An 11350-nucleotide genomic window follows, 5' to 3' on the forward strand; every position below is an offset into this window, starting at 1 on the left:
CAAAGGTTCCTAACTACTAGGAGGATGATGGAATGAGCATGACCCCAGAAGCAATTATGGCTTTCGTGGTGGAAGCGGCAGAAGACAAAAAAGCGATGAACGTGGTGGCGCTAAACTTGCAGGGCATTTCGTTAGTGGCCGATTATTTCGTTATTTGTCACGGTAATTCAGAGACACAGGTGCAAGCTATTGCCACCGAAGCCAGAAAAAAAGCGCAGGAGTACGGCGTGCGGATCAGAGGCTATGAAGGCGTTGATACCGCAAGATGGGTGCTGCTGGATCTGGGGGATGTAGTTCTTCATGTATTCCACCGTGATGATCGCGAATATTACAATATCGAGAGGCTTTGGTCGGATGCCAAAGTTGTGGAACGCGTATGAGGATGGAAGCGGGAACGCTCGTCTCTCTTGAAGTGGCGAGAGAAGTCCCGCCTAACGGTTATTTCTTGACCGATGGTCATGAGGATGTCCTGATTCCATATGCTGAAATCGTCGGAAAGATTAAGCCAGGGGACCAAGTGGAAGTGTTTATGTTCCACGATACGCAAGATCGCATGATGGCGACGATGAAACGTCCTCATTTGATACTTGGCGAGGTTGGCTTGCTTGAAGTTGTGGACATTCACCCTCGGTTTGGATACTTTCTTGAAATGGGATTAGGCCGCCACTTACTGCTTCCTTATCGGCATGTACCAGAATTGGAAACGCTGCGTCCTCAAGTCGGGGATAAAGTGTTTGCTACGATGGCGCATGATCGACAAGGACGCTTGATCGCGAAGCTGGCGCTGGAGGAAGACTTGGCTCCGCTGTGCGTTAGAGCCCCATCCTCCTGGAGCAATCAATGGGTAAGCGCCCGTGTGTATCGCCCACTGCAAATAGGCACCTTTGTTATTTGCGATGCCGGTGTTCTCGGATATGGGGTCATCGGGCTGATTGCTGCTCCGGAACGGACACGATTGCTGCGTGTAGGCGAATTCGTGCAAGTGCGGGTGTCTTTTGTCCGCGAGGAAGACGGACGCGTCAATCTGTCCATGAGGCTTCCCAAGGAAAAAGGCCGCGATGAGGATGCTGAGCGCATTCTGAGCGTCCTCCGTGAACGCCCTAACGGCGCGATGCCTTTTTCGGATCAGACAACCGCGGACATGATTAAAGACCGTTTCGGCATGAGCAAATCCGCCTTCAAACGAGCCCTAGGCAAGCTTATGAAAGAAGGCCTCGTTTATCAAGAGGAGAACTGGACCTATTTGAAACAAGAGGAGACACAGGGCTAGGATGAGCTACGAGAGATTTGCCTACACATACGATCGCTTGATGGAAAGCATGCCTTATGGCGAGTGGCTGCGCTTTGCCAGGGACAGCTTTAAACGATATGGCATTGAGCCTAAGACCATAGCCGATTTAGGCTGCGGAACCGGAACGCTGGCTATTCCGCTTGCGCTTGAAGGATATCGGGTAACGGGCATCGATTTGTCGGAGGACATGCTTGCCGTTGCGGAGCAAAAAGCAGAGCAGCATGGCAGCATCCTGAAAAACGGGGCGCTGCGCTGGATACAGCAGGATTTGCGCGAGTGGGACCTCGACGAACAGGTGGATGCAGCGCTCTCGTTCTGCGACTGTGTGAATTATTTGCTGGAAGAGGACGATATCGTTCAAATGTTTACGTGCACGTTTGACGGATTGAAGCCGGGAGGCTTGTTTTTGTTTGACGTCCACACTCCGGAGCAGTTATTCTCCTATGCGGAGTCTCAGCCATTCTTTTTGGACGAGGATGACGTTTCGTACATCTGGACGAGTGAGCTGGACGAGAACCGCGTACAAATTGAACACAATTTAACGATCTTCGTTCAGGAGAGAGAAGGCTCGGAGACATTCAGGAGAATTGACGAAATACATGTGCAGCGTGCTTATCCTCTAGGATGGTTGGAACAGAAGCTGATCGAGGTTGGGTTTACGGAAGTTTACATGCTATCGGACTTTACCTGGGAGTCGCCGACGGCAAAGACGGAACGCGCTTTCTTCGCAGCGAGGAAATCGTGTGACTTTCATGGTTAAGGCGGCTTGACAGTACGGCATTATTTTACATATAATCATAGCTAATTGGATGTTAATAAAGCTTTGAAGAGGATTAGTAGCTGTGTGCAGCATTTTTCAGAGAGCCGGGCCTTTGGTGTGAGCCGGTGAATCTTGCCACGCGAACTCGCCTCCGAGCCAGAAGGTGAAACGCCGCTGTATGGAGCGGTGCTAGCCGGATCGTTTCACCCGCGTTAAGGGGCAGAGTGAACACAGGCGAAGAATGCCGTGTGTTAACTAGGGTGGTACCACGAGAATGTTAACCTCTCGTCCCTAGCGATATCCGCTAGGGATGAGGGGTTTTTTTGCAGATTTCATGAGATCAGGTAGGGAGTTGTCTTACCTCAGGGAGGATTTTACACATGTCACAGGAAGTTAAAGAATCAAGAGAGCAGCTTGGCTATAACCCGCAAGCGATTGAGCCAAAATGGCAAGCGTATTGGGATGCTAAGAAAACATTTAAAGTATTGGAAAATTCGGATAAGCCTAAATTTTATGCGCTCGATATGTTCCCTTACCCGTCCGGAGCAGGTTTGCATGTAGGGCATCCGGAAGGCTATACGGCAACAGATATCGTTTCAAGGTTCAAACGGATGAGAGGCTATAACGTGCTTCACCCTATGGGGTGGGACGCCTTTGGCTTGCCGGCTGAGCAGTACGCGCTTGACACAGGGAACGATCCGCGCGATTTCACGAACAAAAATATCGACACGTTCCGCCGTCAAATTAAGTCGCTCGGTTTCTCTTATGATTGGGACCGTGAAATCAGCACGACGGATCCAGAGTATTACAAATGGACACAATGGATTTTCATTCAGCTGTATAAAAAAGGCCTCGCGTATGTCGATGAAGTGCCTGTGAACTGGTGTCCCGCGCTGGGAACGGTGCTGGCGAATGAGGAAGTCATTGACGGTCTGAGCGAACGCGGCAGCCATCCGGTTATCCGCAAGCCGATGCGCCAATGGATTCTGAAAATTACCGAGTATGCGGAGCGTCTTCTGGAAGACCTTGAGGAGCTTGATTGGTCGGAAAGCATCAAGGATATGCAGCGCAACTGGATCGGTAAATCAACCGGCGCAGAAGTCCAATTCGCCATTGACGGCCATTCCGAGAAGAATCTGACTGTGTTTACAACACGGCCGGATACATTATTCGGAGCGACGTACTGCGTTCTGGCTCCTGAGCACGAACTCGTAGCGGTTATTACAACGGACGCACAACAAGCGGCAATTAAGGAATACCAGGAGAAAGCGGCTCGCAAGAGTGACTTAGAGCGAACTGATTTGGCCAAAGACAAAACCGGCGTCTTCACGGGCGCTTACGCAATCAACCCGGTCAATGGCGCGAAAGTGCCAATCTGGATCGCTGATTACGTCCTTGGCGGTTACGGTACAGGAGCTATCATGGCTGTTCCGGGCCATGACCAGCGTGACTGGGAATTTGCGAAGCAGTTCGATTTGCCGATTATTGAAGTCGTACAGGGCGGCAATGTCGAAAAAGAGGCTTATGCGGGCGACGGCGCGCATGTTAACTCTGAATTGATTAATGGCTTGAACAACGAACAGGGCATTAGCCGCATGATCGAGTGGCTGGAGCAAAACGGCAAGGGCCGCGGAAAGGTCACGTACCGTCTCAGAGATTGGCTGTTCAGCCGTCAAAGATACTGGGGTGAACCGATCCCGATTCTTCACTTGGAAGATGGCACCATGAAGCCGGTACCTGAAGATCAATTGCCTTTGCTGCTGCCTCAAGTCGACGAAATCAAACCGTCAGGCACAGGAGAATCACCGCTCGCAAACGTGTCCGAGTGGGTAAATACGATTGATCCCGAGACGGGTATGAAAGCTCGCCGCGAGACGAATACGATGCCGCAATGGGCGGGCAGCTGCTGGTACTATCTGCGTTTCATCGATCCTCGCAATGATAAAGAGCTTTGCTCGCATGATCTGCAACAGCAATGGCTTCCGGTAGATCTGTATATCGGCGGGGCGGAACACGCTGTGCTTCACCTTTTATATGCCCGTTTCTGGCATAAAGTACTGTACGATCTTGGTGTCGTTCATACGAAAGAACCGTTTCACAAACTTGTGAATCAAGGTATGATTCTTGGCGAGAACATGGAGAAAATGAGTAAATCCCGCGGTAACGTCGTCAATCCCGATGATATCGTAAGTGAGCAAGGTGCCGATACATTGCGTGTGTACGAAATGTTCATGGGTCCGCTCGAAGCGACTAAGCCTTGGAATACAACCGGAGTAGACGGAATTTACCGTTATTTGAGCCGGATTTGGAGACTTTTCGTTGATGATAACGGTCAGCTTCACGCCAAAATCAGCGCCGATGAAACGTTGGGCAGCGATGCTTTTAAACGTACATGGCATCGTTCAATCAAAAAAATAACCGAGGATCTCGACGCTCTACGGTTTAATACAGCTATTAGTCAATTGATGATTTTCGTCAATGAAGCTTACAAAACAGAGCGTTTGCCGCTGGAAGCGATGAAAAATTTCGCGCAAATGCTATCTCCGCTTGCACCGCATCTTGCCGAAGAGCTGTGGGAGAAGCTTGGGGGAACGGAATCCATTACTTACGTGCCGTGGCCAACTTATGAGGAGGCTTGGACCGTGGATAACGAGATTGAGATTGTCGTTCAGGTGAATGGCAAGATCGTAGATCGCGTTCTCATCTCCAAAGATACAGATGAAGCGGCGATGGAACAATTGGCGCTTGGTCTGGATAAAGTCAAAGAAGCGACCGCCGGAAAGGCCGTTCGCAAATTGATTGTCGTTAAAGGCAAACTGGTTAATATCGTAGTAGGCTAATTACAAAAGAAAGCTATTGGGAAGGCTGCTGTTTGATAGCAAGAAGCAGCTCAGCCTTCTCAAGGTCTTCTTTGTATTTGGTATGTGTGGCGCGGATGATGTTTTGGAATAGCCCCGTCATTTCATTTTCCATAATACGCAACCCTTCAGCAGTAATACCGCCTGGGACAGATACGCGTTTTTGCAACGAGACGGGATTGAATCCTCCGGTTGTGAGCAGTTTCCCGGTGCCGAGCGTCATTTCGCTGGCGAGAAGCGTGGCTTCTTCTTTGGAAATGCCTGTTTCCTCTACCGCGGCATCAATAAATGATTGAATGAAGTAAGCAAGGAAAGCGGGTCCGCAGCTAGATAAATCAGAAGAAATGCGCGTGTAATTTTCGGAGACCCGAATAGGCGTAGAAATATGAGTGAACAGATTTTCTAACCATTCCTTGTCCTCCGGTTGCATACGGTTGCCATGAATGCAGAGTGTAGCGCCGCTGAGCACATAGTTTGTAATACTGGGTATGATCTTGCTGATTTTCGCTGGCAGATGACCTTCCAAGTGTTTGAGGAGTACAGGGCTTGTAATCGAAACAATCATATGAGAAGGAAGCACGTCCTCTTTGATTTCATCAATAACTTTCTTGAACTCGGAAGGCTTTACACATAGGAAAACAAGATCGCTTTGAGCAACGACTTCTCTATTAGATCGGGCAACCTGAAGTCCCGGATAGGTCTGCGCCAGATGCTCGACTTTACTAATCGTACGATTACCCGCAATGATTTGCTCCGGATTACAAGCGCCGGAATGAATGAACGCCTCAATCAGTATACTTCCCATACTCCCAGTACCGATGAATCCTGCTTTCATCAAGTAATCCCTCCCGAAAAAGTTCAGTCACCCTGGCTGGTATCCTTGTTGTCCCTCATACAGTTGGTAAGAACTGGGTCCATGCTTTGAATTCCATTCAGATGTTTTTTCATCTATATGCAAGTATGCAAGCAATCATGTCATGAAAGGAGAGAATTTGTGGATTTTTTTGGTAAACGAAGAAGCTTCATCGTACTTTCGGCCCTTACCGTAGGTTTATTCGGATATGTGATTTGGCAGTTTGCATTTGGAGGGCGTTCAAGGAATTCGAATGATTTCCTGCCTGTGAATGAACAAATGCAGAAGCTTATCGCGCAATCGGCAGAGAAAAATCATGTATCCTCGAAAAAAGAGCCGGAATACGAGCTTGATCTTACGAAGAAAGGAGCCGCTCATAACACGGAGACCGTATCTCCGACAGTAAAGGCAACAGCAACACCAACCTCTACAGACATGCCAATAAAGAATTCTGCAATAGAAACCCCACTAAGTACGGAATCAGAATCCAAGATCAGCTCCTCTAACTTTGAAAGCCCTTCGGACAAGCGATTGAATCTGAACACAGCCACTTTGGAGCAGCTTGACAGGCTGCCTGGCATCGGGGCAAGCAAAGCAAAGGCCATTATTGATTTTCGAAGTCAAAAAGGGCGATTTGAGCGAATCGAACAACTGGCAGAAGTGAAAGGAATCGGTGAAAAAATGCTGGAGAAGCTGAAGCCTCTTGTTTATATTGCTCAACCGCAGTGAATCTTTTATTTTGCTAGAAATTGTGAGAGAATAATAGGGAAATCTTACATATAAGCATTGAACAAATGCCAACGAACGAAGTTTTCGTATGCAAAACTCTTGGGAGGAATGAATACAGATGTCTACAGACCGTAAATTGTCCATCGAAACACTTGCCGTACACGCAGGTCAGGAAATCGATCCAACCACACTATCGAGAGCCGTTCCTTTGTATCAAACAACGTCCTATGGTTTCCGTGACACCGAGCATGCCGCAAATTTGTTTGCCCTGAAAGAATTCGGCAATATTTATACGCGTTTGATGAATCCGACGACAGATGTTTTTGAAAAGCGCGTTGCTGCGCTTGAAGGCGCGCCAGCTGCACTTGCGACAGCTTCCGGTCAAGCGGCTATTACGTATTCAATTCTTAACATTGCCGGAGCCGGCGATGAAATTGTATCTGCTGCGAGCTTATACGGCGGCACCTATAATTTATTTTCTACAACACTTCCGAAGCTGGGCATTCATGTTGCCTTTGTCGATCCAAGCAATCCCGAAAATTTCAGGGCTGCGATCACAGAACGCACGAAAGCGCTTTATGCGGAAACGATCGGCAATCCGAAGGGCGACATCCTAGATATCGAAGCAGTAGCGGCCATTGCCCACGAACACGGAATACCGCTCATTGTAGACAATACATTCCCAAGCCCTTATCTGCTTCGCCCTATTGAGCATGGCGCTGATATCGTTGTACATTCCGCAACGAAGTTTATTGGCGGACACGGAACTTCAATTGGCGGCGTCATCGTCGATGGCGGGAAATTCGATTGGCAAGCCAGCGGGAAGTTCCCGGGCCTGACTGAACCGGATCCAAGCTATCATGGCGTCGTTTATACGACGGCAGTAGGACCTATTGCTTATATTATCAAAGCCAGAGTGCAGCTATTGCGGGATATGGGAGCGGCGATCTCGCCATTTAACTCTTTCATGCTGCTGCAAGGGCTGGAAACGCTGCATCTTCGCATGGAACGACACAGCTCGAATGCGCTGAAAGTAGCTGAGTTTCTGGAAAAAAACGAAGCGGTGGAATGGGTCAACTATCCAGGACTAGCGAGTCACCCGTCATACCAGCTCGCACAAAAATATTTGCCGAGAGGTCAAGGAGCTATTCTTACATTCGGCATTAAGGGCGGGCTTGAAGCAGGACGCAAAGTCATTGATGCCGTTCGTTTATTTTCCCATTTGGCCAATGTGGGCGACTCCAAGTCGCTGATCATTCATCCGGCCAGCACAACGCATCAGCAGTTAGGTGAAGAAGAGCAGGTTTCAGCCGGCGTTTCACCGGGAATGATTCGTCTTTCGATCGGTACAGAAGGCATTGACGATATTATTTATGATTTGGAACAAGCGATTCAAGCGAGTCAGAAATAAAGGAGATACGAAGAGAAGCTATGAGTAACCGCAAGGACTGGGACACCTATTTCATGGATATCGCTTATATGGCCTCGACTCGGTCTCGGTGCAGCCGCAGACATGTGGGAACCGTGCTGGTGCAAGGTAAAAAGCTGCTCGGAACGGCCTACAACGGGGCTCCGATGGGCGTGCCTGATTGCAGTGAGGCGGGCTGCATGCTCGTTGAAGAGATTGAACTGAAGGTCGTCGAGGATAAAGAGGAAGTTTTGCGTAAACAACGCTGCATACGCACGATTCACGCTGAGCAAAATCTTTTGCTATTTACAGATCGTGAAGACCGTGAAGGGTCAACCGTATATGTGACGGATCAACCCTGCTGGACTTGCGCGAACATGCTTGCCAACAGCGGTGTGTCAGAAATTGTGTTCCATCGCGGATATCCGAAGGATCATGAGAAAGTAAGCAGTCTCATGCTGGCGAGGGGCATTTCTTTTCGCAAAATGGAGGCTTATGAGCCGCCGCAGGGTACCCTGACGGAAGTGATCAATTAATCGTAAAAAGCATAAAAGCATGAGGAAGAACCTCTTCTACAGACGGCGTTTTACGTCGCCTGGGAGGAGGTTTTTTGTTGTGTCTGCTTGGTCTGCAAGAGAGAAATGAACAGTTTTCATAGGAGGAGGTTCAAGATTCGAATGAAACGACCTGTTGTTCTAGGGTGTTGTCTGTGGATAACTGGCTATGTGCTCGCGCTTTACATCGAGCTGCCTTGGTTATCCTTGACGGTGAGCGCGCTTATGCTTGGCGCGCTCATCGCGATGTTTGCTTTCCGCCTGCCTGGCAGGGTGCAGGCGGGGGCTTTGCTGCTGGTCGGTGTAGCCTATGGCTACTACCACTGGTCCGACCAGCGGAATGTGTCCGCGCTGCTGCCGCTTGCGCAGCAGCAAGTGCAGCTTGACGGCAGCGAGGTGACGCTGCTCGGGCGCATTGCCGGCCCTGTCTCCGTCGACGGCGACAGGGCCAGCTTCGCTGTGGAAGCGGAGTCCATCCGCTTCCGGGCGTCCGACGCTTTCCCGCTAGGCGGGGAAAGCGTTCAGGTTTCGCTGCGCCTGCTGGAGCAGAAGCAGCAGGCGCAGGCGGCGGGCTGGCGCCGGGGCGACGCCCTGACGCTGCACGGGACGCTGCGGAGCCCGTCCCCAGCCCGCAACTTCGGCGGTTTCGATTACCGCCGATATTTGCGCCTTCACCACACCCATTGGCTGCTGACAGCCAAAGGGGTGGATCAGGCGCAGGTCGAGCCTGCGGCTGCGCGCGTAAGCGTCGTTCAGCTGCTGCGCTGGAACGACGCGCTTCGCGACGCTCTCAGCAGGCGCATGGACCAGATTTTCCCCGCATCGCAAGCGGGGTTCATGAAAAGCATGCTGATCGGCATGCAAGACGATCTGGACCCCGAACGCTTCCAGCAATTTTCGGAGCTGGGCTTGACTCATATACTAGCAATCTCGGGTCTCAATGTTGCCGTCTTTCTTGGTGTTTGCATCTGGGTGATGCGGCGATTTAAGCTGGCCAAAGAAACTTACCTTCTCATCGCTATGCTGCTGCTGCCTTTCTACATACTCGTGACGGGGGCTTCGCCATCCATTGTCCGTGCTGGTCTTATGGCGATTGTCGCCCTATATGCAGCCAGAAAGGGGCTAATGAAGGATATTCTTCATATTCTGGCGCTTGTCGCTTGGCTTATGCTGCTCTGGGATCCGTACTACGTGTGGGATGTCAGCTTTCAGCTTTCTTTTCTGGTCACCCTAGGACTCATCATCGGCGTTCAGCGGGTCAATGAGTTGCTGGAGCGGCGAATATCCTCGCAAGTCATACGCAATACGGTTTCTATTACGCTAGTTTCCCAATGCATTTCTTTCCCCGTATCCATTTATTATTTTAACCAATTCTCTCTATTGTCGTGGCTTGCTAATGCGGCACTAGTTCCGGTAATCAGCATGATTGTGTTCCCGGCGGGGCTTCTTGCTTTAGTGGCAGGACTTCTGTATCTGCCGGCCGGTAAGGGAGTAGGGTGGCTTTTATCCTGGCTGAATGAAGCTGTATTTTGGATTATCGATAAGCTGCAAACGCTGCGGATGTTCAAACTGGTGTGGCCATCCCCAAGTTTGGGATGGATAATTGCGTTTTACATGCTGTTGGTACTCATGTATCTCGTTCTCCATGAAATCCTTCAAGGTCAAAGAAAGGATAATCCGATTGTGATAGCGGCTTCATCCCAGCTGCAAATGAGATGCCTGCAGGTGTGTCTGATCGGCAGCGCCGCAAGTTTCGCTCTTTTACTGTGGCATGGCTATTCGCCAAACCGATTCGACCGTGCGGGGCTCGTCCAATTTATTGATGTGGGGCAAGGCGACAGTATTCTGATTCGCACGCCGTATGGCAAACAAATCCTCATTGATGGAGGAGGGACGCTTTCTTTTCAGAAACCGGGGGACTCATGGAAAGCGCGCAAAGATCCCTATGAGGTTGGTCGGAAGTTGGTCGTGCCACTGCTCAAAAAACGCGGGGTTCACGCGTTGGATCTCCTTGTTTTGACGCATGAAGATGCGGACCACAGTGGAGGCTTGCAGGCGGTGATCGAGCAAATTCCGGTCAAACAATTTCTTTTTAATGGAACGTACAAGCCGAATGCCGGCATTGAAAAGCTTTTCGCAACAGCTTTGGCGAGACAGGTTCCACTGCTGACAGCTAAGCCGCACAGATGGATCGACATTGATCCCGAGACAAGGTTGCAAGTGTTATACCCTTCGCTTGACATGAAGAATCAGGTAGCTGTTGTTCAAGAACAGAATGATCAGTCCGTTGTATGTTTACTGGAAATGCAAGGAACGCGGTGGCTATTTACGGGCGATATGGAAAAAAAGACGGAAGAGCTTTTATTGCGCAATTTCCAGCAAGGCGGCGCATCTGCCGATTGGAATGAGGGGGGAGAATCGCAGCTGAGTTCCGGCAAGATCGACGTGTTAAAAGTGGCTCATCATGGCAGCAAAACGTCGACAACGCAGGCGTGGCTCGACTTTTGGAAGCCTTCTCTTGCGGTCATTTCCGTTGGGGTGAATAATGTATACGGCCACCCGTCTGCGGATGTCGTCCAGCGCTTGAAGCAAAGCGGTGCGAGCGTATTTCGGACGGACGAGATGGGCGAAATCCAACTGCAAATTGATGAAGGGGTCATTTCGTTTAACACAAGGTTGTAGTCCTTTGGAAGATCCGCTGTGAAACGCTCTGTTAAGGATCATTCTGTTGCGGATCTTGTTTTTCATCTTCCTGGTTCTTCACCTTCCATGGCGGGTCGCCATGAATGTGTAGTTGTGTATTGATCCAATACACGCTGAATGGAATCAGAAATGCAAGGATCGTGCAAATGATTACTAGCGTAGAGGGCAGCATCCCAATGAAAGTATTCCACATC

10 protein-coding genes and 1 other annotated feature are annotated in these 11350 nt (G+C 50.0%); of the genes, 8 read left to right on the plus strand and 2 right to left on the minus strand.

What is annotated here, in order from left to right:
- The first annotated feature begins 32 nt into the window (after positions 1 to 32).
- The 4 genes from rsfS to leuS all read left to right on the plus strand — a co-directional run bounded on the left by rsfS (position 33) and on the right by leuS (position 4891).
- Positions 33 to 380 (plus strand): ribosome silencing factor, encoded by a 348-nt coding sequence (gene rsfS, locus ABRS97_RS20480; protein ID WP_367817047.1) that lies wholly within the window; start codon positions 33 to 35, stop codon positions 378 to 380.
- A complete protein-coding gene (locus ABRS97_RS20485; RefSeq protein ID WP_367817049.1) occupies positions 377 to 1270 on the plus strand; it encodes a CvfB family protein in 894 nt (297 codons plus the stop codon). Before rsfS ends, ABRS97_RS20485 begins: the two co-directional genes overlap by 4 nt.
- Before the next feature lies 1 nt (position 1271).
- Positions 1272 to 2051 carry a class I SAM-dependent DNA methyltransferase gene (locus tag ABRS97_RS20490; RefSeq protein WP_367817050.1) on the plus strand — a complete coding sequence of 260 codons (780 nt, stop codon included), beginning with the start codon at positions 1272 to 1274 and terminating at the stop codon, positions 2049 to 2051.
- Between the two features lie 54 nt (positions 2052 to 2105).
- Positions 2106 to 2347 (plus strand) — a binding site (T-box leader).
- A gap of 84 nt (positions 2348 to 2431) precedes the next feature.
- Positions 2432 to 4891, plus strand: a complete 2460-nt coding sequence (gene leuS, locus ABRS97_RS20495; RefSeq protein ID WP_367817052.1) for a leucine--tRNA ligase — start codon at positions 2432 to 2434, stop codon at positions 4889 to 4891.
- A 13-nt stretch (positions 4892 to 4904) separates the two neighbouring features.
- Here the strand turns inward: leuS and comER are convergent, their stop codons facing one another.
- Positions 4905 to 5744, minus strand: coding sequence for a late competence protein ComER (gene comER / locus ABRS97_RS20500; RefSeq protein WP_367817053.1), 840 nt, complete (start codon positions 5742 to 5744; stop codon positions 4905 to 4907).
- A gap of 159 nt (positions 5745 to 5903) precedes the next feature.
- On the opposite strand from comER, the gene ABRS97_RS20505 reads away from it, so the two are divergent.
- The 4 genes from ABRS97_RS20505 (at position 5904) to ABRS97_RS20520 (ending at position 11135) form a co-directional block, all read left to right on the plus strand.
- Entirely contained in the window at positions 5904 to 6491 is a 588-nt protein-coding gene (locus ABRS97_RS20505; RefSeq protein WP_367817054.1) for a ComEA family DNA-binding protein, read from the plus strand.
- 118 nt (positions 6492 to 6609) lie between these two features.
- On the plus strand, positions 6610 to 7902 hold the full coding sequence (locus ABRS97_RS20510) for a homocysteine synthase (protein ID WP_367817056.1): 1293 nt from the start codon (positions 6610 to 6612) through the stop codon (positions 7900 to 7902).
- 20 nt (positions 7903 to 7922) lie between these two features.
- Complete coding sequence (locus ABRS97_RS20515; RefSeq protein ID WP_367817057.1) at positions 7923 to 8435, plus strand: deoxycytidylate deaminase; 513 nt, start codon at positions 7923 to 7925, stop codon at positions 8433 to 8435.
- Between the two features lie 141 nt (positions 8436 to 8576).
- Positions 8577 to 11135 carry a DNA internalization-related competence protein ComEC/Rec2 gene (locus ABRS97_RS20520; RefSeq protein WP_367817059.1) on the plus strand — a complete coding sequence of 853 codons (2559 nt, stop codon included), beginning with the start codon at positions 8577 to 8579 and terminating at the stop codon, positions 11133 to 11135.
- Positions 11136 to 11166: 31 nt separating this feature from the next.
- Here the strand turns inward: ABRS97_RS20520 and ABRS97_RS20525 are convergent, their stop codons facing one another.
- Positions 11167 to 11349, minus strand: coding sequence for a hypothetical protein (locus ABRS97_RS20525; protein ID WP_367817060.1), 183 nt, complete (start codon positions 11347 to 11349; stop codon positions 11167 to 11169).
- Position 11350 lies beyond the last annotated feature (1 nt).

Source organism: Paenibacillus tabacirhizosphaerae, from assembly GCF_040812395.1.
GTDB lineage: Bacteria > Bacillota > Bacilli > Paenibacillales > NBRC-103111 > Paenibacillus_E.